This is a genomic window from Streptomyces yunnanensis (assembly GCF_029011865.1).
GTDB lineage: Bacteria > Actinomycetota > Actinomycetes > Streptomycetales > Streptomycetaceae > Streptomyces > Streptomyces yunnanensis.
In genome coordinates this window covers 8,967,870-8,987,065 of the sequence record NZ_CP095749.1, presented here as the reverse complement: position 1 = coordinate 8,987,065, position 19,196 = coordinate 8,967,870, and the positions used below count along the sequence as shown (strand labels likewise).

The window sequence follows — 19,196 nt, the reverse complement described above, 5'->3', positions numbered from 1 at the left end:
GTGCGTGCGATCTCAAGGCGGAGGGTCATCCCGGTACCGGGCGTACCGGGATGAGCCCGACAACGCAGCATGGGGGTCCCCCCGCGCCCTTAAGGCGTGGGGGAGTGCGTGCCAGGCGTCGCGAGGCAGGCGGGAGTTTGACGACAGGCCCTAGGACAGGCCGGGCGCCTATGCTGACGCGGTGTTCGCACCCGAGGGTCCTACGTTCCGTGAGCTCGCCGTGCAGGCGTTGTCGTCCGTCGAGCGGGGCTATGACCTGCTGGCCCCGAAGTTCGACCGCACGCCGTTCCGGACGCCGGCGGCGGTGCTGGATCCGGTGGTGCGGGAGCTGCGGGAGCTCGGCCCGTTCGCCGGCGGCCTGGATCTGTGCTGTGGCACGGGCGCGGGGGTGGGCGTGCTGCGGCAGGTGTGCCGGGAGCGGGTGACCGGGGTCGACATCAGTGCCGGGATGCTCGCGGTGGGGCGGGACCGCGAGCGGGCGCCCGATGGGGGTGGCCCCCGGGTGGAGTGGGTGCGGGCGGACGCGCGGGCGCTGCCGTTCGGGCCGGTCTTCGACGTCGTGGTGAGTTTCGGGGCGTTCGGGCACTTCCTGCCGCGGGAGCGGCCGGTGTTGTTCGAGCAGGTGCGGTCGGTGTTGCGGCCCGGTGGGCGGTTCGTGTTCCCGGTGCTGGCGCCCGCGCGGCCGGGGTCGCCGCTGTACTGGGCGCTGTTGGGTTTCGATGCGGCGATGCGGGTCCGCAACGCGCTGTGGCGGCCGCGGTTCGTGATGTATTACCGGGGTTTCCGGCTGGCCGAGGTGAGCGCGGAGCTGGCGCGGGCCGGGTTCGCGGTGGAGTTGCGGCCGGTGCCAGAGTGGGGGCGGCGGGCGGACGGCAGTCCGCGCGGCCGGCTGGTGGTGGCGACGAGGTCGGGTCCGGCGGCCGGCTGAGCGACCGGGGAGGGCGGCACGACACCGCCGGGGTGGTCCGTGCGGGGAACACCCCGGGGTGAACAGAACGTGTACATGCCCAATTGTGACTGTTGTGTGGGCAGCCATTGGCCAACTCCTGGGCCGGCTAAAGTTGTTGACATGCCTCAGCACGACCCGGCACCGCCGCCGGAGTTCGCCACGCAGGAGCCACGCCACCCGGTCACGACTGCGTCGTTGAGTCCTTCGTGAGTTCATATCCGGACCCTTCGACCACGGGCGCGGCCACCTGCGACCTGTGCCATTACCGACGCCCCTCCCTCCAGCCGCCCGCCCCGGCGGTGGGCCCCCCGATCGGCCCGCAGCGGCAGGTACGGCTGTGTGCACCGTGCAGTGAGGACCGCCCCGGTCGCCGACGCCGCGAGCTGATCGAGGAGGACTTCAGCTGGCAGATGATGTCCCGTCAGGCCCACGACCTCGCGGACGCCTACACCACCGGCCGGTGGCTGCCCTACGACGACGAGCACCGCTGGGCACTGGGCCTGGCCCGGACGTACTGGACCCGGGCCGCCCTGGAAACCGCGCTGCGCGACCCCAACCCCTACCTCCGGGCGGGTCGGCTGGTCCGCGTGGTGGAACCGCTCCCCCACATCCTCTCCGTGGTCGGCCCTAGCGACCGTGCGCTGCGGCCGGTGCAGGCCCTGCTCGACACCCTCGCAATCCGGTCCACGCGGTCCTGACGCCCCGTCACCCGCCGGCCGGGGCCCGGCGCCGACCCCCAGAAACTGCCCGGTCGGCGCCGGGCCTCCGCCATGCGGCGGAGCGGCAGTCCGTGGCGGTGCGCCGGGCGGCGGCCCCGGCCCCGGCTTGCGACGATGGGCCGGCCTCAGTCACCGGCCGTCCCCCACCGTACGGAGCCGCCATGTCCGCCAGCACCGCCCTGCTCGTCGACGCCTTCGGCCGGATCCGCGAGGTCGTCGAGGAGGTGGTCGACGGCCTCGACCCCGAGGAGCTCGCCACCCGCCCCGACGGGCGCGGCAACTCCATCGCCTGGCTGGTCTGGCACCTCACCCGGGTGCAGGACGACCATGTCGCGGGGGTGGCCGGCACCGAGCAGATCTGGGGCGCGGACGAGTGGTACGAGGCGTACGGGCTGCCGTTCGCCGAGGAGGACACCGGCTACGGGCACTCCCGCAAGGACGTGGCGAAGGTGCGGGGGCTGAGCGCCCAGCTGCTGACGGGCTATCACGCGGCGGTGCACGAGAGCACGGTGCGCCACCTCGGCACGCTCGGCGTGAAGGACCTCGACCGGGTCGTCGACCGGAACTGGTCGCCGCCGGTCACCCTGGGCGTCCGCCTGGTCAGCGTGATCACGGACGATCTCCAGCACGCCGGCCAGGCGGCCTATGTGCGGGGCCTGCTGGGCAGGTGAGCCGGCGGGCGCCCGGGGTGGCGCGGCCCGGCTCACCGCCGGAGCGGCAGGCGGTGCAGCACCACGCCGGTGAGCCGGCCGTCGGCGACCTCCGCGGTCATGTACGTACAGAAGGGCTGCCGCCGGCGGTCCGTCGGGGAACCGGGGTTCAGCAGCCGCAGGCCGGTCTCCGCCGTGGTGTCCCAGGGGATGTGGCTGTGGCCGAAGACCAGCACGTCGAGGTCGGGGAAGCGGTCGGCGCAGCGGCGTTCCCGGCCCTGCGCGGGGCCGGTCTCGTGCACCACGCCCAGCCGCAGTCCGTCCAGGTCCGTGTCGACCACCTCCGGCAGCCGGGCGCGGAGTTGCGAACCGTCGTTGTTGCCGTACACCGCGATCAGGCGGCGGGCGCGGGCCTGCAGCAGGTCCAGGGTGGCGGCGTCGGTCCAGTCCCCCGCGTGCACGACGACGTCGGCGCGCGCCATCGCGTCCAGCAGCCGTGGCGGCAGGGCCTTGGCGCGCTGGGGGACGTGTGTGTCGGAGGTGAGCAGCAGGCGCAGCGACACGGGTCAGCGCTCCTGGGCGGTGGGCCGGACCGTGATCTCGTTGACCGCGACGCGGGCCGGCTGGGTGACCATGAAGGCGATGGCGCGGGCGATGTCCTCGGCGTGCAGCCAGGTGTCCTCGGGCAGGCCGTGGGCCGATGCGGCCTGCCTGCCGACGGTCATCTCCGTGGTGGTCATGCCGGGTTCGACCAGTCCGACGCGCACGCCGCGACCGGTCACCTCCTGGCGCAGGGCCTCGCTGAAGGAGCACACCGCGTGCTTTGTGGCGGAGTAGACGCTGTTGTCCTTGCGGGGCACCCGGCCGGCGACCGAGCTGACGTTCACCAGGTCGGCGACGCCGCGCGGCCCGGAGTCCGCCGCGCGCAGCAGGTGCGGCAGCGCGGCGTGCGACATCCGCAGGACGGCCTTGAGATTGAGGTCGACCATCCGGTCCCAGTCCTCGGGGTCGCTGTCCTCGACCGCGGCGCGGGCGCCGTAACCGGCGTTGTTCACCAGCACGTCCAGGCGGCCGAAGTGCTGCACGGCCCGCCGGACCACCTGGTGCGGCTGCTCCCCGTCGCCGAGGTCGGCGGCCAGGACGAGGGCCGGGCCGCCGTCCTGCGTGCCGATCGTCTCCGTCAACGCGTGCAGACGGTCGGCGCGGCGGGCGACCAGCGCGAGGGAGCAGCCCTCCCGGGCCAACGCCAGCGCGGTGGCGGCGCCGATGCCGCTGGAGGCGCCGGTCACCAGCGCGACGCCGCCCGCGAGCGGGGTGCGGTCGGTCGCGGTGGGCGCCGGGTGCGGAGTGCGGTCCGAGGTCGCCGGGATGTGGCTGCTGCCGGTGGCCATGATGGTTTCGTGCTCCTCGTCGTCGCTGGCGTCCCCCCGTGGTCGTCCCGGGACGTTTACCCCTTCTGGCAACAGAAGCACCATCAATCGCCGGTGTCACTCCCGCCACCGACCTGCGCGGCCGGTGGGCCAGTGGGCTTCCACCGCCGCGGTGCGGACGCTCCAACACCGGGTATCACCCGAGGGAATCTGCTTCTCACGCTCCCAGGAGCCGCTCATGAAGCACACCCAACCCTTGCCCGGTGACATCGGGCTCACCCAGATATCCGGGGTCACCGGCCGGTTGATCCGCTTCGGCCAGTGGATCAACGGTGACGGCTTCGCCGACTACGAACACACCTTCCTGGTCCTGCCCGGCGAGCGGCTGTTGGAGGCCGAGCCGGGCGGCGCGCGCATCCGGCCGCTCAGCGAGTACGACGGCTCCGATGTGCTCTACGTCTGCCCGGAGCAGCTCACCGAGCAGCAGCGCGAACGGATCTGCGCGGCGGCCGACCGCTATGTGGGCGTGCCCTACAGCTTCCTCGACTACCTGGCGATCGCCACCCACCGGCTCCATGTGCCCGTTCCGGGGCTGCGCCGCTATGTGGCCAGCAGCCGGCACATGATCTGCTCCCAGCTCGTCGATCAGTGCTACCAGGACGCGGACGTCCATCTGTTCTCGGACGGCCGCTGGCCCGGCTATGTGACGCCGATGGCGCTGTACACCCTGCTGGCCCGCTGACCGGGCGCGGCGGGGGCGACCCGGCGGGGCGCGGGCGTGCCGGCCGTGTGTGCGGCACGCCCGCGTGCTGCTCAGGTGCCCGGCTTGTGGCCGTAGACGTACACGTCGTCGCCGTTGTGCAGCAGCGACCAGTACTTCTTCGCGTCGTTGGGGCGCATGTTGACGCAGCCGTGCGAGCCGGGGGCGGACCACACGCTGCCGCTGATGGCGTGGAACGCCTCGCCGCCGTCGAAGAACTGGCTGTAAGGCATGGGCGTGTGGTAGATCGTCGACACGTGGTGCAGGTGCCGCCAGTAGATCCGCTTGAGGCCGGTGCGGGTCTCGCCGCCCTCACGGCCGGTGCGGACCGGCACCGGCCCGTACACCAGGCGCTTGCCGTCCTGGATCCAGCTGAGCTGCCGGGTCAGGTCGACGCAGGCGATCCGCCCTTTGTTGGTGGGGCACTTGTGGGCGCTGTTGGGGTTGTGGCCGGCCGCCCGCTGCCTGGCGACCAGTTGCATCACGTTCCACGTGACGGGGCCGGCGTACCCGTAGTTGGGGGTGATGCCGTGGCTGGTCTGGAAGGCACGGATGGCGCGGCAGTCGGACGACGACTGGCGGCCGTCGACCTGGAGTCCGAGGAACCGCTCGGCCTGCCGCTGGTAGGGGCCGAGGAGCCCGTAGCAGCCCGACGAGGCGGCCTGGGCGGGGGAACTCATGGCGACCGTCAGGGGCAGGGCAAGGGAGGTGAGGGCGAGCGCTGCGCCCGCTCGCCGGCCGAGGGCGCCGGCGACGGGTCTGCGGAGTCGGAAGGGTATGCGTCGCTTCATGTCCGTTAGGACTCCTCGCCCCGCGGAGCGGTTGCGGACGGGGGCTGGCGGCAGCGCCTTATGCGCCAAAATCGGGGAGGTGCGGCGCCGACGGTTTGCGGGCCGAAGAGGTTGGCGATCGGGAAGTTCCGCGCCCCGGGCGAAGGGTTGCGGTTCATCATGAGCGGTACCGACCACCGGATTGACACCCCCTCGGCATTCCCGTTCCCGATCACGTGCGGGCCGTGGAGCGACCACGGTGATCTCCTCGGTGACCTGCCCGGACGCGCTGACACAGTGGTCGGCCACGACGTCCGGTCCGGCTGCCGGTCGACGGTGCTGTCGGGCGTCCGGACCGGACATGGCCCGATCGTCGCGGCGGCGATCCGGCGCCGCCCCGACGAGGAGTCGCCGGCGGCGCCCATCACCAGCGACATCAGGGCGGTTGGGGACCTTCTCGCGCTCTGGACGGGTGGTTGACGCGGTCGAAACGCACCACCTAGAGTCCGCATGCGCTATCGACATGCGGACTTGATATTCCGCAATGCGAATGACGTGCCCCGAGGGGGACGCGTCATCCCACCGGCATACGAGGGCTGAGATGCACAAGACCGAGGCGCTGGGCCCCATCACCGCCTCCACGGACCGCTTCCTGCAGACCGTCCGGGCACTCGCCGACGCGGAAATCGCCGGCGCCACACTGGTGCCGCCGTGGACCCGCGGCCATGTCATCACCCATGTCGCGCGCGCCACCGACAGCCTCTGCCGGCTGCTGACCTGGGCCCGCACCGGCGTGGAAACCCCGCAGTACGCCAGCATGGACGCCCGGGCCGCCGAGATCGAGGCCGGCGCCCGCCGCCCCGTCCGGGAGTTGGCGGCCGATGTCGTGGCCACCGCCGAGCGGTTCGACCACGCCGTGCGCACCCTGCCGGACGCCGCCTGGTACCACGAGGTGCGGATGCGCACCGGCGAACTGCGCACCCCCGGGTCCCTGGTGCCCACCCGACTGCGCGAACTGGAGGTCCACCACGCCGACTTGGCCGCCGGCTACACCTTCGCCGACATACCGCCCCAGGCCGGCCGGTGGATCGTCGAGGACCTCCTCGAAGCCCAGCGCCGACGCGCCGACGTCCCGCCGCTGCGCATCGAGGCGACGGACACTGGACTGGCCCAGGAACTGGGCACCGGCGGGCCGACCCTCACGGGCACCCAGGCCGACCTCCTCGGCTGGCTCACCGGCCGCACCGACGGCACCGGCCTGACCACCACCGGTCCCGGCCCGGTCCCCCGCGCGCCGTACTGGATCTGACGCCGCCGGACCCACGTCCACGCCGCACACCTCCGTCCTCGGCCCGACCCTCGTACCGGCGATCCACCCGCCCGGGCCCCTCTCCACCCGCACCGGCGGATTGCTACCGTGGACGCGCGCATCCGCGCCAGCAGGTCGTGTGGAGGATCCGATGAGCAGCTCCGGTCGGTCGTGGACCGTCGACGGCATCGCCCACGCCCTGCCGCATTCCGAGTTGCGAGCGACGTTCATGCGGGAGATCACCTTCACCGATGTCCATGACGTACCGGCCGTCCTGGACCGTTGGGTCACGTTCATCGAGACCTTCGAGGCCGACCGCGAACGGGTCGAGGACCTGCGGACCGCCGTCCGCGGGTCCGGGCACCTCCCCTCCTCCTACCGTGCCGGTCTGATCGATCTGAGCGCCGAGGAACTGCGCTCCGCCGCCGGCGGCGACTCCCGCGGACGGGGCGCCGCGTGACCTATCGGCTCCACCTCGACCCGGCCCTCCACGCCACCTACAAGTCCCTGCCCGACGAGGCACGTCAGGACCTGTCGGTGCTCCTGCTGGACGCGTTGATCGACCCGCCGTCCCACTCCGAGCCCTACGGGACCGACGACGGGGTCATGCGCACCATCGCCCGCAGCCACGTCGCCGGCGTCATCCTCATCGGAGACACCGAGATCACCCTCGTCCAACTCACCTACGCGGGCTGACCCGGCGCCGCTCGAAGCCCGCGCCCCGTGCCGTCGCCGACAGCACCTCGTCGAGCTCCGTGGGGCTCACCCCGAGCACCCGCTCGGTCTCCGTCGAGTCCAGGACGTGGGGGTTCTCGGTGGCGTAGAGCATCTCGACGAATTCGCCCAGCACCGGGGTCTCCACCGCCCGGGCGATGAGCGCGGCGCGGTCCAGGCGCTCCGGCCGCGGGGTCGGAGCACCCGTCAGTTGTGCGAATCGCTCGGTCAGTTCGCGCACCGGAAGATTGACGGCGGGCGCATGCCGGGCACGCCCCCAGGACGCCGGGACGGACCGCACCCCGCTCACCGTTCCGTCGAGCGCGTGACGCGCTCCTGCCCCGGCCGTCCACCCGGTCGATCAGCGGAACGGGCCGTCCTCGGCGAAGGCGTGCGCGGCGAAGCGCTTGCCCATCCGGCGGTATGCGGCGGCGGTGGGGTGCAGGCCGTCGGCGAGGTCGTCCGCCTCGTCCGGGCCGAGCAGTTCGCGTCCGTCGAGATAGTGCAGGTGGGGATCGTGTGCTCGCCGGGCCGCGACGATTCGGGCCAGTTCGTCGCGGACCACCTTCAGCGACAACGCTCCGGAGGCCACCTCGGCCGGGTCGCCCAGGGCCTTGATCTTCCCGTCCGGGCCCATCGCGGTCGGACCGGGGGTCGCCTCAAGTGCCGGACAGCTCACCGGGGACATCAGCAGCAGCGGGGTGTCCGGGTGCCCGTCCCGGATCGTGTCCAGGAACCCGTGCACCGCCGGGCCGAACGTCCGCAGCCGGAAGGTGGTCAGGCCCACGATGTTGATGCCCACCTTGAGGCTGATCAGGTCGGCGGGCATGTCGCGGATCGTCCGGGCGACATAGGGGTCGAGCATGGCGTTGCCCGCCTGGCTGAGGTTGATCGCCTCCACTCCGCCGAGCGAGGCCGCCACCACCGGCCAGGTGCCGGTCGGGCCGTTGGCTTCGAGGCAGTGGCTGATGGAACTGCCGTGGTGCACCCAGCGGCGCCGACCGTCCGGCAGCGGCGCCAGCACCTCGCCGTCGGCACGGAGTGCCATCAGTTCGGTGGGGGTCTGCTGCGGCAGCCACAGCTCGACGTTCTTCATGCCGGCCGGCAGCCCGGTGAACCGGACGGTCCCCGGCTCTCCCGGGACCAGCTGCTGCGCGGCCCCGGGGCCCGCCATCCGCACCACATTGCCTATAGGCGCTTGTCGGCGCCCGGCGTGAACACCGTTCACCAGCAGTTCCAGCATCCCGGTCGGGCGGGGTTCGGGGTCGGTGTCGAGCTGCCCGGTGGAGGTGAGCACCTCGAACTCCAGCTCACGCGCATCGGTGCGGAACACCAGGCGCACCCCCGAAGGCATCACCGTCACCCCGTAGACCGACGGGTCCTGGTACTGCTCCTTGGTCCACGCGGGCAACCGGCGAGGCATCACCCCCGCCGGCGTCCTCTCCAGGTCCAGCGCACCCCGTAACTCCACCGGGCCGCCCACCAGCGGAAATTCCCGCATCGCCACCGTCACCGCTCCCCAACGTCTTCAGGTCCGGATGCGTGTACGCACCCACGAGTTCTCCACCGCCACCCTGACACACGCGCACGCCTCACCGCGCAAACTTCCCTCACCGTCCACGAATCCGCGGAAGGGGCACGGTTCGGGCCGAGACCGCCCGCCCGGTCGTAGGGATGCGACACGAGAACCAGGCGTACTGCCGCACGTGAATCGCGTTGTGGAGCACGCGGCACGGCCGTAGGGTCACCGACATGTCTCTGCGTCTCCGTATGCGTCAAGCCCTGCCCGAAGCGATGCGCGCCCGCGACAAGGCCGCGGTGAGTGCGCTGCGCTCGACGCTTGCCGCACTGGACAACGCCGAGGCGGTACCCGTGGACGAAGCCGCACTCCGCGGCGTGGCCCTGGAGCATGCGCCGGTCGGTGTCGGCGCCACCGAAGCAGCGCGGCGCGAGCTGAGCGAGCACAGCGTGGCGGCCGTCGTACGGGCCGAGGCCGCCGAACGACTGGAAGCGGCGGCGCAGTTGACGGCACCCGCACATGCCGAGCGTGCCGCACAGCTCCGCGCGGAGGCCGCCCTGCTGCTCGGCTTCCTCGACGGTCCCGCCACCGCCTAGGGCCCGCGCAATTCCGCAGGTTATGACGCTACCGGAACAAATCGACGCTCCGCGGATGCGTTGGGCGCGGGGCGGGAACTCTGCCGTCACTTTCGGGCGTCACGAGCGGCACGTCACAGTTGGACGGGCAGATGGCGAGGACCGCGCAGCATGGCGTTCTGCCGGTACGGGGGCGGATCCTGGACCAGGCGGGCCGCGCCCAGGCGGGGAAGCAGTGCGCCGAGTGCGGTGTCGGCCTCGATTCGGGCGAGCGGGCCGCCGAAGCACAGGTGGATGCCGCTGCCGAAGCTCAGATGCTCGACGTCCGGGCGGGTGGGGTCGAAGCGATCGGGCTCGTGGAACTGCTTGGGGTCACGATTGCCCGAGGCCAGGGCCAGCACGACGGGCGTGCCCGCCGGGATCGTGGTACCGGCCACCTCGATGTCGGCCAGGGGCGCCCGCTCCCGCATGTGTACCGGGGGTTCGTACCGCAGCAGTTCCTCCACGGCCTGCGGCAGCAGTTGGGGTTCACGGCGCAACCGGTCCAGTTGCTCGGGGTGGCGCAGCAGGGTGAGCACCCCGTTGGTGATCAGGTTGACCGTGGTCTCGTGCCCCGCGATGAGCAGTAGCGCACCGGTTGCCGTGAGCTCCTCGGGCGTGAGCCGCAGGGATCGATCCGGCTCGTTCACGAAGGCGGAGAGCATGTCGTCGGTCGGCTTGCCGCGCCGCTGCTCGGCGAGGTCCAGCAGGTACTGGCCCATTTCGCTCCCGGCCTGCCTGCCCGCCGCGTCCTGTTCGGTGGTGTCCTCGTCCGGCCGCACGTCCGCGGCGGCGACCAGGGCGTCGGCCCACACCCGGAACCGCGGTTCGTCCTCGCGCGGTACGCCGAGCAGACGGCAGATCACGGTGACGGGCAGCGGGTAGGCGAAATCGTCCACGATGTCGATCTGCCGATCAGTCGGGAGCGCCTCCAGCAGTTCCGTCGTGATCCGGGCGATCTCACCACGCATGGCGTTGACCCGGCCCGGAGTGTGCGGGGGGCCGAACGGCCGCATGGCCAGCGTGCGCAGCCGGTGGTGCTCGGGGTCGTCGAGCCGGAGGAACGACGGGTTCTTGGTCTCTTGCGGCGGCGGGTTGGTACGCGAGCGCTCGTCGACGCTCATCCGGGGGTCGTGGAGCAGGGCGCCGATCTGGTGGTAGGTGCCGACCAGATAGCTGCCGTCCGCCTGCCGCACCACGGGACCGGCCTCGCGGAGCTCCGCGTAGAGCGGGTAGGGATTGGGCCGGTTCGCGTAGTCGGTGATGCGTGACAGCAAGGTCTCGGAGTCCATGGTGGCTCCTCGTGGTGGGACAGGATGTGGCTCAGCCGACCGGCTGCACCACCATCAGCCGGCGATCGGGCAGATATCCGGTGAGCGCCACGACGGGCTCGTGAGACAGCCCCTTGGGATCCGGCACGTCGGACGGAATCGGGATGTCGGCCGCGATGGCACGGTCCGCCGCGCCGGGCGGGGGCGGGAACTCGGCCGCCGTCTCGATCAAGTGGCGGTAGTAGCCGAGTGCCTTGCCCATGTCGACGGTGACAGCCGCGGTGACCCGTCCTCGGTAGCCGTACACCATCGCCAGTCGTCTCGCCTCCAGCGAGCCCTGTGCGATGACCACGTGGTCGGAGTAGGTGGGCACGCCCACCGACTTGATGTTGAGCCCGAACTGGGTCGACCAGAACGTCGGGATGGTGAGGTGGGGACGTTGCAGGGGCCCCGGATTGAGCATGTTGTGGGCCGCCACCTCGGCCTGCGCGACCGCGTTGCCCCAGTGTTCCAGGGACAGCATCTGGTATCCGAACAGTGGATGGGGGAAGCGGGAGACGTCCCCGGCCACGAAGACGTCGTTGATGACGATCCCGTACATGTTGAATGCCTGGCAGCCGGCGTCACAGGCGACCCCGCGCCGCCCCGCCGCCAACCCGGACTCCGCCAACCACTCGACGTTGCGCACCGCTCCCAGTGCCACCACGCACACGTCCGCCTCGACTCGGGTGCCGTCGGAGAGGTCGGCGCCGGTGAACCGGCCGTTCCCGTCTCCGTGCAGGGCGGTGACCGTCACCCCGCAGCGCAGGTCCACGCCGTGCCCGCGGTGCATCAGGGTCGCGAGCCTGGACAGCGTTCCACCGAGCGCGCCCACCAGAGGGGCAGGGCCGCGTTCGGCGACCGTGACGTCCAGTCCCCGCTCCCGACAGGCAGAGGCGATCTCCGAGCCGGTGAAGCCGGCGCCGATCACCAGCACCCGCCTCGGCCCGGCGGCCAGCACCTCGGCCAGCCCGGTGGCATCGTCGATGGTGCGCAGGGTGAACACCCCTTGCAGCGCGCCCTCCTCCGGGTTGGGCCAGGGACGTGCCCGGGTCCCGGTGGCGATCAGCAACCGGTCGTACGACAGCGACTCGCCGTCGGCGAGCGTCACCCGCTTCTCCAGCAGGTCCAGGCCGGTGGCGGCCACTCCGAGCCGCCATTCGGCATCCGGATCGCGGCGCATCGGCAGCGCCGTGGCCTCCGCCGGCACATCGCCGATCAGCACCTGCTTGGACAGCGGAGGCCGGTCATAGGGCGGACGGGGCTCGTCCCCCACCACCGTGAGGGAACCGGCGAACCCCTCCTCCCGCAGCGTCTCCGCCGCCCTCAACCCGGCCAGCGAAGCGCCTACGATGACGATGCGGCCGTCCCGCAGATCACTCGGCACCGGCGCTCACCTCCTTGCCCATGAGGATGGCTTGGACGGGGCACGCAGCCACGGCCTGGCGCACCCGCTCAAGCTGATCGTCGGGCACGGCCGGGACGTAGAGCAGCCCCTCCTCCCCATGCAGCTGGAACATATCGGGCGCGAGAAACACACACTGCGCGTAGCCCTGACAGCGCGTGAGATCCACAACTATTTGCATCCCCACCGCTCCCTCCGCTGCTCACCCCCTCCGTTCCATGATGGTCCGCAAATCCAACGCCCGCTATGCAAGTACCGCAGGGCTCCTGACCTGCGGCGTACCGCCACCGATCGCCTACCGATCCACTACCGGTCCACCCGGAGCGCACTCGCGGTGACGGGTACCGACGACTGCGGCAGGGGTCCGCGTCAGGTAAGCGCAGAGTGACGGCACGCCCACTGAGCGACGCGCCCCACCGCCGGAACGGCGACCCCCGAACCCCGAGCCACGAGGCACGAGCCACGAACCGAAGTGTCGGCTCCAGCGCGGCGGCGGCTGAGCGCACCCGCCCGCACGTTGAGGACGAGGATTCGGAACGAAAGGCCAGGAGCCCGAACGCGCGTAGCAGGAGCCGGACTTGCGAGCGGTACCCGGGGCCGGGGAGATCCGGGCGCCGGCGGAGTTGAGGGCACGGGCGGGCCCGGAGCGGCGGATGACGTCCGTCGACGTTGCCAGCTCGGGGCCCGGTTGAACCGATTCTGCTTCAACTCACCGGCAGCGCAGGCGATATGCACAGGGGCGATTCGCCGCTCGCGCACAGCAGGGACCATAGGTTGGTCGCCAACCCGTCACTGTCACCCTGTCTCCCTGCCTCCCTGCCGCCCTTTCGCTCGTCGCCTCCGCGCCACCCGCGGGCCTCGTCCTGGTGGGCCATGCGCACGCGGACCACATCGCCGGTCTCGACGGCTACGCGGCACCGGTCCACATCCATCAGGGCGGTTTCGCGCGCCGTAGGCCGTGCCAGTCAACGGACGCAGATCTCCGCGCCCTGGGACCGGCAGCCCACCCACGCCGGGCGTCCGCCACCTTTACCAAAGCCGGAGCAATCCGGCGAGTCGGAGATTCCATTCGGCATATTTCGTATTAGCCTTCCGCAATTGTACGAACTCTGTACATCGCGGATCAATCCGCTCAAACTTCCGGAGAAAAAAATGTACAAGCTTCACAAGGCTGCCGTCCTGGCGGCCGCCCTCGGCAGCATCGTCGCCTTCGGCGCCGGCACCGCCCACGCGGGCGGCCGCGGCGGCGACGAGTTCAGTCAGCACAACTCCTGCCGCACCCACGACCTGAACGTCGACGTGCTCGGCGAGGTCGGGGTCCTGAACGGCCTGCTGGCCAACGCGCTGGGCGGCGAGGGCTCGCCGAGCGCACAGGCCACCTCGATGGGCTCCAGCATCGGCTGCAACAACTCGATCGGCGGCACGGGCGGCGAAGAGGGCGGCGGCCACGGCGGCGAGCACGGCGGCGGCGAAGGCGGCGGCCACGGCGGCGGCGAGGACGGCGGTCACGGCGGCGGCGAAGGCGGCGGCCACGGCGGCGGCAAGTAAGGCCACCAGTTGAGTGGACGGGCCCCGGCGACCGACCCCATCGGGCCTGGCGCCGGGGCCCTGTCCGCTTCCGCACCCGCCGGCCCCGCACAGCGCGGCCGGCGCACGGGTGCCTGTGCCCACAACGCGTCCCCGCACAGACCGCGCGCAGGCTCCGCGTCTCGCGAGGGATCAGGCGGAGCCCACACTGCAGGCACGCGAGGCCGGCGCACTGCGACAGCGTGCACCGTCCGACAAGACCAGTCACCGCGGCGGCGGTCGGCGCCCGCCGCATCACCGAGTCCCACCCGCGGGCCACGGCCCGGATGGCGCATCACGGCATGACGACACGCCAAGGACGACCCGACCATGACGACATGACGGTGGACCAGGATGCCGAGCGATCAACGGCGGACTCCGACGGCGGCGCCCCGGGCCCCGCCCCTGCCCCTCCGGCCGTGGCCGCTTCCTGGACGCCGGCCCCGCTCCTCCTGGGTACCGGCCTGCACTCCGGCCACGGGAAATGTGTCCCGGTGGCCGCCCGCCCCACCCGTCGGCTCCGCGGACCGTGCTCGATATGTCCGCCGCCGCGCCTGAGTTTGCTCGTCTGACTGTCTGTCGGTGCTGCGCGCAGCGGAGCGCGCACCCCCGCCGACGTCCCCGGAGTCCGCGGCAGCGCCCCTCGCCGTCCGCGCATCACACCGACACGATCGCCACAAGGTGGTTCTCCATGCGTACGCACTCCAGACGTTCCCTGCTCGGCGCAGGTATGGCTGCCGCCGGCAGCGGGCTGCTGACCTCCACCGGGGCCGCCGCCCTGGACGCCAAGAACGGCAAGCACCACTCCCACCGCAAGCCGCCCCCTCCCGGCTCGCACGACGGCCACGGCTCGGACGGGTCCCACTCCGCCCCGTCCAACTACGTCTCCCCCGACGGTCCGGAGGTCATGGAAGCGGAGCGCAAACGGGGGACGGGTCCCGTGCGCCGCTTCGCGTTGACCGCGGACCAGGTCGAGTTCGACTTCGGCGGCGCGGTCGTCGACACGTGGGCGTACGGGAACCGGCTGCCGGGCAAGGAGATCCGGGTCACCGCGGGCGACCGGGTCGCCGTGACCCTCAACAACCGCCTTCCGCACTCCACCACCCTCCACTGGCACGGGGTGCAGATCCGCAACGACATGGACGGCTCCCCGTCCATCACCCAGCGCTCCGTGAAGGCCGGCGCCTCCTACGACTACACCTTCGCGGTCGACACGCCCGGTACGTACTGGCTCCATCCGCACGTCGGCGTGCAGCTGGACCGCGGACTGTACGCACCGTTGATCGTCGACGACCCGCGCGAGCCCCTCTCGTACGACCACGAGTGGGTCGTCATGATCGACGACTGGCTCGACGGGGTCGACGGGATGACTCCGGACGCGATGCTGGCCGAGCTGAACAAGAACAAGCCCGGCGGGGCCGGCGGTCACGACGACATGCAGAGCTCCGGCAACCGGGCGGCGGCCGCCGCCGTGGCCCGGATGCGCAGACGCGCCAGGCACCGCATGACCGACGACCCCTCGGACAGCGTGGAGCACCCCTTCCACCTGATGAACGGCCAGGTGGCCAGGGACCGCGAGACCTTCCGCGCCAAGCCCGGCGACCGCATCCGGATCCGTCTCATCAACGCGGCCGCGGGCACCGCCTACCGGGTCGCGCTGGGCGGTCACAACATGACCGTGACCCACATCGACGGCTACCCGGTGCAGCACAAGTCGACCGACAGCCTGCTGATCGCCATGGGCGAGCGCTTCGACGTGCTGGTGACCGCGAAGGACGGTGTCTTCCCCCTCACCGCGCTCTCCGCGGGCAACACCTTCCAGACCGCACAGGCCCTCCTGCGGACCGGCGACGGCGAGGCGCCCGACGACAAGATCCGCCCGACGGAGCTGAGGAGCGGCGGGCTGAGCGCGGACAAGTTCAAGGCCGCGGAATCGGTGCGGCTCTCGGACCGCGATCCCGACCGCACCATCAACATGGACCTCACCGGGAACATGGACGACTGGGACTGGGCGATCAACGGGAAGCCGTACACGGATTCGCAGCGCTATCCCGTACGTCAGGGGGAGCGGGTGCGGATCACCTTCCGCAACACGACCACGATGTGGCACCCGATGCACCTGCATGGACACACCTTCGCGCTGCCCGACGGCGGCCCCCGCAAGGACACCACGATCGTCCTGCCGGACAAGGCGGTCTCCGTCGATTTCGATGCCGACAACCCCGGCCTGTGGATGGTGCACTGCCACAACGTCTACCACTCGGAGTCGGGGATGATGACGGTCATGGGCTACAAGCTGCACGACTGACGGCGGCAGGTCCACGGGCGCACGGCGAGCGCACGGCGAAGCCGCCCCACACTGACCGCGGGCATCCGGAAGAGGGTTGTGAACGTCGAGTCACCACCCTCTTCCGGCCGGTGTGGTCAGCCGCCGGCCGCTTCGAGGCTCCGGTAGCTCTGGAACCAGTGGACGTCGAAGTAACGGGCCGTCGAGAAGGGGTGGTCCGGGACGGTGAGCATGCGGTGGACGAACTCGGCGGTCGAGCCGTCGAACCGCTGCCATGAGTCGGGGATCTCCTCCGACATGACGATCGGCCACTTGTCCGGATCGGGGCCCTCGGTGAGCCAGTAGAAGCGATCGGCCTGTTTCGAGCCGGCCCATTCGAGCAGCCCGCCGGGAGCCGGGAAAAGGGCGTACGGCTCCCAGAGCCTGTTGCCGTGCGCTCGGGCCCACTCGGCCAGCCACTGTGACTGCCGGACGATGTCGGAGCTCTTGAACGGGGCGTCGGGTACGGAGAGTTGGAGGAAGCCGTCAAAGGCGCCGAGTCCGAAGAGCTCGGCCAGCCGCTTGTAGTCGCCGGGCAGTGCGGTTCCGAGCCGGGACTCGACCGCCGTCCAGTCGACCGTACGGGCCCGCTGCGGATCCCACCCCGTGACCGCGACGATCCGGTCCACCCAGGAGGCGTCCTCCGGCAGCGCGTCGGCGGCCGGATCGGACCGCTCGGCGACGACCACGACAGGCCGGATGTCCTCACCCGTGCGCGTGCGCGTCGCACCGCTGCCGGAGTGCCGGGAGCCGGGGCACCCGGCAGGGCACATATGCCTGGCGACCGCGGAAGAGGTGACTCTCTCCGCGCTGACCGAGCAGCTCAGCGGCTGGTACGGGGAGCCGCACGGCCTGGCCAGGGGCGGGTACGTGGATCCGGCGGCCACCGAGCGGACAGGACTGCCGCTGCTCGTCCCCTTCGGGGAGCGGCTGGTGGAGATGAGTGCGTGGGAGCGTACGCCGGACAACCAGGTCGGCCGGTGGCGCTCCCGAGGGGACGGGTCGCGCCTTCACCCGTATTCCGGTGATGGGTGTGCACCGCCGGCTACTTGCCTGCGTGACTGCCGAGGTAGAACAGCAGCGCCATGAAGGCCAGCAGGAGGTGACTGCCGGCGATGTAGAGGAACACCCGCCAGGATGCGCCCCGTTCCTTGCGCTGTTCCGACATCCCGCCGCCGAACGACGGTGTCGGTGGTGACTGGCGATCGGGTGTCTCAGGCATGGCTGTTCTCCTGGGGGGTTTGCTGGTGTCCGGTATCCGTCATCGCACCTCAAGGGAGTTCCGCGGTCGGCCGGACGTCGGATGCGGGCATCCGGAAGGTGGCCAGGAGCCTCTTGCCCTGGCCGGTCCAGTGGGGTTCCACGCCGAGGGTGCCGTCGTACGAGGCGGTCAGTTCGCGCACCGTGCCCAACCCTGTCCCCGGCGTCGCGGTCTCGATCGCCGGGAGCCGGGGGTCGCGGTCGGCCACCGCGACGACCAGTTGCCCGGTGCTCCACTCAACCGTGACGTCCGCGGTGGGCGACCGGTCGGCGGTGTGCCGGAGGACGTTGGTCACCAGCTCGCTCACCACCAGCAGCGCCGCGTCCGAGAGCGCCGAGCCGGTGGCGATGCCGCACCGGGCCAGCCGGACGGCCGTCTCCTCCCGGGCGCGGCGCACCGCCCCGGGGCCTGCGCTCACCGTGAACGCATGCCGCTGCTCCGGCAGCCGCGCGCCCTGGCCGGCGGTGGCCGGGGTGCGCTGTCTGCGCCACGGCGGAAACCAGTCTGCGTGGATCACGGCGCCTCCACTCCCGCGCCGCGCACTGGCCCGCAGTGGTCGGGCCGAGTTGCTGCCTGCCCGTTCACGCCGGCTCTCCGCCTTCGGCCTCCGCGGCGGCGTCGGGGAGCTCCAGGCCGAGGCCGCGGGCGGTCCGCAGCGCGTCGTCCAGTTCGTCCTCGGCCACGGCCACCGCGTACGCATCCCCCTCCTGCTGTGCCTGCGCGACAGCGGCCCGCGCCCGGCGCACCCGCTCCCGCACTGCTTCGGCGAAGCCGCCCACCTGAGACCTCCACGCATGAGTGGTTGACCATAATGACAACTAGCGAATTACAAAACTATGCAAGTCTATGGGGGCCGGCCACCGCTCGGGAGAGGGGCGGCGATCCGCCGCGCGAACCCGCTACTCTCCCAGGGGACGGCAGGATGCGCCCGCCGCGCGCGCCCACACCAGGCACTCGGGCAACGCACCCCTACGACTCCTGCCGTGGCGGACGCCGGTTAGCCTGGCGGAATGATCGAGAATCTCCCCCCTTGCCCCAAGTGCTCCTGTGAGTACACCTATGAACTGAATGCCCTGGTGGTGTGTCCCGAGTGCGGCCACGAATGGGTCCCGACGGAGAGCGACACCGAGGGCGGAGGCGCCGCCGGCGAGCGGGTCGTCAAGGACTCCGTCGGCAATGTGCTGCAGGACGGCGACGCCGTGGTCGTCGTCAAGGCGCTCAAGGTCAAGGGAAACCCCTCAGGGATCAAGGCCGGCACCAAGGTGCGCAACATCCGACTGGTCGACGGGGTGGACGGCCACGACATCGACTGCAAGATCGACGGCTTCGGAGCCATGCAGCTGAAGTCCAGCGTGGTCAAGAAGGTCTGACCACCGCCCCTCCCCCGGGGCGTCCACGGCATCCACCCGATGAGGAATTGCAAAATTTCGCAATTGGCTAGATGCTGTAGCCGCTGTGTCTGTACGTAGCCGCGGACACGGTCTTGCGCGGACGCCCCGAGCGGGGCGTCGCAGGAAGCCCGAGGGGTCATGTCTGTTCCGCTGTACCAGGCCAAGGCCGAGTTCTTCCGCATGCTCGGGCACCCGGTGCGGATACGGGTGCTGGAACTGCTGCAGGACGGCCCCAAGCCCGTACGGGACCTGCTCGCGGAGATCGAAGTGGAGCCCTCGGGCCTGTCCCAGCAGTTGGCGGTCCTGCGCCGCTCGGGGATCGTCACCGCAACGCGGGAGGGCTCCACGGTCGTCTACGAGCTGGCCGGCGGAGACGTCGCGGACCTGATGAAGGCGGCGCGGCGCATCCTGACCGAGATGCTGGCCGGGCGGAACGAACTGCTCGCCGAGTTGCGGGAAACCGGGGGCGCTGCGCGATGACGTCGGGGATCGGCTGTGCCTGGCCCCCGATCGCCTCGCCACTGCCGGCCCGCACCGACCCGGCAGGCCGCCCGCGGCCGCCT

General features: G+C 71.4%; 25 protein-coding genes. 13 read left to right on the top strand and 12 right to left on the bottom strand.

Annotated features, from left to right (window positions below; translation table 11 throughout):
* The first annotated feature begins 181 nt into the window (after positions 1-181).
* From MOV08_RS39365 to MOV08_RS39355, 3 genes are all read left to right on the top strand, one after another.
* A complete protein-coding gene (locus MOV08_RS39365) occupies positions 182-928 on the top strand; it encodes a class I SAM-dependent methyltransferase (protein ID WP_275310937.1) in 747 nt (248 codons plus the stop codon).
* A gap of 227 nt (positions 929-1,155) precedes the next feature.
* Positions 1,156-1,647, top strand: a complete 492-nt coding sequence (locus tag MOV08_RS39360) for a hypothetical protein (RefSeq protein ID WP_275310935.1) — start codon at positions 1,156-1,158, stop codon at positions 1,645-1,647.
* A gap of 182 nt (positions 1,648-1,829) precedes the next feature.
* Entirely contained in the window at positions 1,830-2,339 is a 510-nt protein-coding gene (locus MOV08_RS39355) for a mycothiol transferase (RefSeq protein ID WP_275310933.1), read from the top strand.
* 32 nt (positions 2,340-2,371) lie between these two features.
* Here the strand turns inward: MOV08_RS39355 and MOV08_RS39350 are convergent, their stop codons facing one another.
* Together MOV08_RS39350 and MOV08_RS39345 are read right to left on the bottom strand one after the other, a co-directional pair.
* The gene (locus tag MOV08_RS39350; RefSeq protein ID WP_039642845.1) at positions 2,372-2,875 is read right to left on the bottom strand and encodes a metallophosphoesterase family protein; all 504 of its coding nucleotides are present in this window, start codon (positions 2,873-2,875) and stop codon (positions 2,372-2,374) included.
* 9 nt (positions 2,876-2,884) lie between these two features.
* The gene (locus MOV08_RS39345; RefSeq protein ID WP_275310932.1) at positions 2,885-3,709 is read right to left on the bottom strand and encodes an SDR family oxidoreductase; all 825 of its coding nucleotides are present in this window, start codon (positions 3,707-3,709) and stop codon (positions 2,885-2,887) included.
* Positions 3,710-3,926: 217 nt separating this feature from the next.
* Between MOV08_RS39345 and MOV08_RS39340 the strand changes: the two genes are divergently transcribed.
* Entirely contained in the window at positions 3,927-4,430 is a 504-nt protein-coding gene (locus MOV08_RS39340; protein WP_039638988.1) for a C40 family peptidase, read from the top strand.
* A 71-nt stretch (positions 4,431-4,501) separates the two neighbouring features.
* On the opposite strand, the gene MOV08_RS39335 is transcribed toward MOV08_RS39340, so the two are convergent.
* A complete protein-coding gene (locus MOV08_RS39335; protein ID WP_275310930.1) occupies positions 4,502-5,239 on the bottom strand; it encodes a L,D-transpeptidase family protein in 738 nt (245 codons plus the stop codon).
* 159 nt (positions 5,240-5,398) lie between these two features.
* On the opposite strand from MOV08_RS39335, the gene MOV08_RS39330 reads away from it, so the two are divergent.
* The 4 genes from MOV08_RS39330 (at position 5,399) to MOV08_RS39315 (ending at position 7,223) form a co-directional block, all read left to right on the top strand.
* Positions 5,399-5,698 carry an LbetaH domain-containing protein gene (locus MOV08_RS39330; RefSeq protein WP_159030974.1) on the top strand — a complete coding sequence of 100 codons (300 nt, stop codon included), beginning with the start codon at positions 5,399-5,401 and terminating at the stop codon, positions 5,696-5,698.
* 121 nt (positions 5,699-5,819) lie between these two features.
* On the top strand, positions 5,820-6,527 hold the full coding sequence (locus tag MOV08_RS39325; protein ID WP_275310928.1) for a maleylpyruvate isomerase family mycothiol-dependent enzyme: 708 nt from the start codon (positions 5,820-5,822) through the stop codon (positions 6,525-6,527).
* A 151-nt stretch (positions 6,528-6,678) separates the two neighbouring features.
* Complete coding sequence (locus tag MOV08_RS39320) at positions 6,679-6,987, top strand: hypothetical protein (protein ID WP_039638985.1); 309 nt, start codon at positions 6,679-6,681, stop codon at positions 6,985-6,987.
* Complete coding sequence (locus tag MOV08_RS39315; RefSeq protein ID WP_018537390.1) at positions 6,984-7,223, top strand: hypothetical protein; 240 nt, start codon at positions 6,984-6,986, stop codon at positions 7,221-7,223. Before MOV08_RS39320 ends, MOV08_RS39315 begins: the two co-directional genes overlap by 4 nt.
* On the opposite strand, the gene MOV08_RS39310 is transcribed toward MOV08_RS39315, so the two are convergent.
* On the bottom strand, positions 7,207-7,482 hold the full coding sequence (locus tag MOV08_RS39310) for a Rossmann-fold NAD(P)-binding domain-containing protein (RefSeq protein ID WP_275310927.1): 276 nt from the start codon (positions 7,480-7,482) through the stop codon (positions 7,207-7,209). The genes MOV08_RS39315 and MOV08_RS39310 overlap by 17 nt on opposite strands.
* A 120-nt stretch (positions 7,483-7,602) precedes the next feature.
* Positions 7,603-8,742 carry a GDSL-type esterase/lipase family protein gene (locus MOV08_RS39305; protein WP_275310925.1) on the bottom strand — a complete coding sequence of 380 codons (1,140 nt, stop codon included), beginning with the start codon at positions 8,740-8,742 and terminating at the stop codon, positions 7,603-7,605.
* Positions 8,743-9,035: 293 nt separating this feature from the next.
* Here MOV08_RS39305 and MOV08_RS39300 point away from each other — a divergent pair, with 293 nt between their 5' ends.
* Positions 9,036-9,356 (top strand): hypothetical protein, encoded by a 321-nt coding sequence (locus tag MOV08_RS39300; RefSeq protein ID WP_039638983.1) that lies wholly within the window; start codon positions 9,036-9,038, stop codon positions 9,354-9,356.
* Between the two features lie 113 nt (positions 9,357-9,469).
* Here MOV08_RS39300 and MOV08_RS39295 read toward each other — a convergent pair whose 3' ends face one another.
* From MOV08_RS39295 to MOV08_RS39285, 3 genes are read right to left on the bottom strand one after another with little or no spacing between them, the layout of a single operon-like run.
* Positions 9,470-10,666 carry a cytochrome P450 gene (locus MOV08_RS39295; protein WP_039638982.1) on the bottom strand — a complete coding sequence of 399 codons (1,197 nt, stop codon included), beginning with the start codon at positions 10,664-10,666 and terminating at the stop codon, positions 9,470-9,472.
* A gap of 31 nt (positions 10,667-10,697) precedes the next feature.
* Positions 10,698-12,071, bottom strand: coding sequence for an NAD(P)/FAD-dependent oxidoreductase (locus MOV08_RS39290; RefSeq protein ID WP_275310924.1), 1,374 nt, complete (start codon positions 12,069-12,071; stop codon positions 10,698-10,700).
* A complete protein-coding gene (locus tag MOV08_RS39285; RefSeq protein ID WP_039642836.1) occupies positions 12,061-12,270 on the bottom strand; it encodes a ferredoxin in 210 nt (69 codons plus the stop codon). Before MOV08_RS39285 ends, MOV08_RS39290 begins: the two co-directional genes overlap by 11 nt.
* A 971-nt stretch (positions 12,271-13,241) precedes the next feature.
* Here MOV08_RS39285 and MOV08_RS39280 point away from each other — a divergent pair.
* Complete coding sequence (locus MOV08_RS39280) at positions 13,242-13,637, top strand: hypothetical protein (protein WP_039638979.1); 396 nt, start codon at positions 13,242-13,244, stop codon at positions 13,635-13,637.
* A 709-nt stretch (positions 13,638-14,346) separates the two neighbouring features.
* On the top strand, positions 14,347-15,963 hold the full coding sequence (locus tag MOV08_RS39275; protein ID WP_039638977.1) for a multicopper oxidase family protein: 1,617 nt from the start codon (positions 14,347-14,349) through the stop codon (positions 15,961-15,963).
* A gap of 116 nt (positions 15,964-16,079) precedes the next feature.
* On the opposite strand, the gene MOV08_RS39270 is transcribed toward MOV08_RS39275, so the two are convergent.
* The 4 genes from MOV08_RS39270 to MOV08_RS39255 all read right to left on the bottom strand — a co-directional run bounded on the left by MOV08_RS39270 (position 16,080) and on the right by MOV08_RS39255 (position 18,021).
* Positions 16,080-16,670, bottom strand: a complete 591-nt coding sequence (locus MOV08_RS39270; protein WP_275310923.1) for an SMI1/KNR4 family protein — start codon at positions 16,668-16,670, stop codon at positions 16,080-16,082.
* Positions 16,671-17,026: 356 nt separating this feature from the next.
* Positions 17,027-17,203, bottom strand: a complete 177-nt coding sequence (locus MOV08_RS39265; RefSeq protein WP_275310922.1) for a DUF6126 family protein — start codon at positions 17,201-17,203, stop codon at positions 17,027-17,029.
* A 49-nt stretch (positions 17,204-17,252) separates the two neighbouring features.
* Positions 17,253-17,759, bottom strand: a complete 507-nt coding sequence (locus MOV08_RS39260; RefSeq protein WP_275310920.1) for an ATP-binding protein — start codon at positions 17,757-17,759, stop codon at positions 17,253-17,255.
* A gap of 64 nt (positions 17,760-17,823) precedes the next feature.
* Positions 17,824-18,021, bottom strand: a complete 198-nt coding sequence (locus MOV08_RS39255; RefSeq protein WP_039638975.1) for a hypothetical protein — start codon at positions 18,019-18,021, stop codon at positions 17,824-17,826.
* Positions 18,022-18,252: 231 nt separating this feature from the next.
* Between MOV08_RS39255 and MOV08_RS39250 the strand changes: the two genes are divergently transcribed.
* Entirely contained in the window at positions 18,253-18,612 is a 360-nt protein-coding gene (locus tag MOV08_RS39250) for a zinc ribbon domain-containing protein YjdM (protein WP_039638974.1), read from the top strand.
* Positions 18,613-18,771: 159 nt separating this feature from the next.
* A complete protein-coding gene (locus tag MOV08_RS39245; protein ID WP_039638973.1) occupies positions 18,772-19,113 on the top strand; it encodes an ArsR/SmtB family transcription factor in 342 nt (113 codons plus the stop codon).
* Positions 19,114-19,196 lie beyond the last annotated feature (83 nt).

Excerpts from the sequence above, each read along its gene's own strand:
- MOV08_RS39355 (WP_275310933.1), top strand. The coding sequence starts at position 1,830 with ATGTCCGCCAGCACCGCCCTGCTCGTCGACGCCTTCGGCCGGATCCGC.
- MOV08_RS39345 (WP_275310932.1), bottom strand. The coding sequence starts at position 3,709 with ATGGCCACCGGCAGCAGCCACATCCCGGCGACCTCGGACCGCACTCCG.
- MOV08_RS39340 (WP_039638988.1), top strand. The coding sequence starts at position 3,927 with ATGAAGCACACCCAACCCTTGCCCGGTGACATCGGGCTCACCCAGATA.
- MOV08_RS39335 (WP_275310930.1), bottom strand. The coding sequence starts at position 5,239 with ATGAAGCGACGCATACCCTTCCGACTCCGCAGACCCGTCGCCGGCGCC.
- MOV08_RS39330 (WP_159030974.1), top strand. The coding sequence starts at position 5,399 with ATGAGCGGTACCGACCACCGGATTGACACCCCCTCGGCATTCCCGTTC.
- MOV08_RS39325 (WP_275310928.1), top strand. The coding sequence starts at position 5,820 with ATGCACAAGACCGAGGCGCTGGGCCCCATCACCGCCTCCACGGACCGC.
- MOV08_RS39320 (WP_039638985.1), top strand. The coding sequence starts at position 6,679 with ATGAGCAGCTCCGGTCGGTCGTGGACCGTCGACGGCATCGCCCACGCC.
- MOV08_RS39305 (WP_275310925.1), bottom strand. The coding sequence starts at position 8,742 with ATGCGGGAATTTCCGCTGGTGGGCGGCCCGGTGGAGTTACGGGGTGCG.
- MOV08_RS39300 (WP_039638983.1), top strand. The coding sequence starts at position 9,036 with ATGCGCGCCCGCGACAAGGCCGCGGTGAGTGCGCTGCGCTCGACGCTT.
- MOV08_RS39295 (WP_039638982.1), bottom strand. The coding sequence starts at position 10,666 with ATGGACTCCGAGACCTTGCTGTCACGCATCACCGACTACGCGAACCGG.
- MOV08_RS39285 (WP_039642836.1), bottom strand. The coding sequence starts at position 12,270 with ATGCAAATAGTTGTGGATCTCACGCGCTGTCAGGGCTACGCGCAGTGT.
- MOV08_RS39280 (WP_039638979.1), top strand. The coding sequence starts at position 13,242 with ATGTACAAGCTTCACAAGGCTGCCGTCCTGGCGGCCGCCCTCGGCAGC.
- MOV08_RS39275 (WP_039638977.1), top strand. The coding sequence starts at position 14,347 with ATGCGTACGCACTCCAGACGTTCCCTGCTCGGCGCAGGTATGGCTGCC.
- MOV08_RS39265 (WP_275310922.1), bottom strand. The coding sequence starts at position 17,203 with ATGCCTGAGACACCCGATCGCCAGTCACCACCGACACCGTCGTTCGGC.
- MOV08_RS39250 (WP_039638974.1), top strand. The coding sequence starts at position 18,253 with ATGATCGAGAATCTCCCCCCTTGCCCCAAGTGCTCCTGTGAGTACACC.
- MOV08_RS39245 (WP_039638973.1), top strand. The coding sequence starts at position 18,772 with ATGTCTGTTCCGCTGTACCAGGCCAAGGCCGAGTTCTTCCGCATGCTC.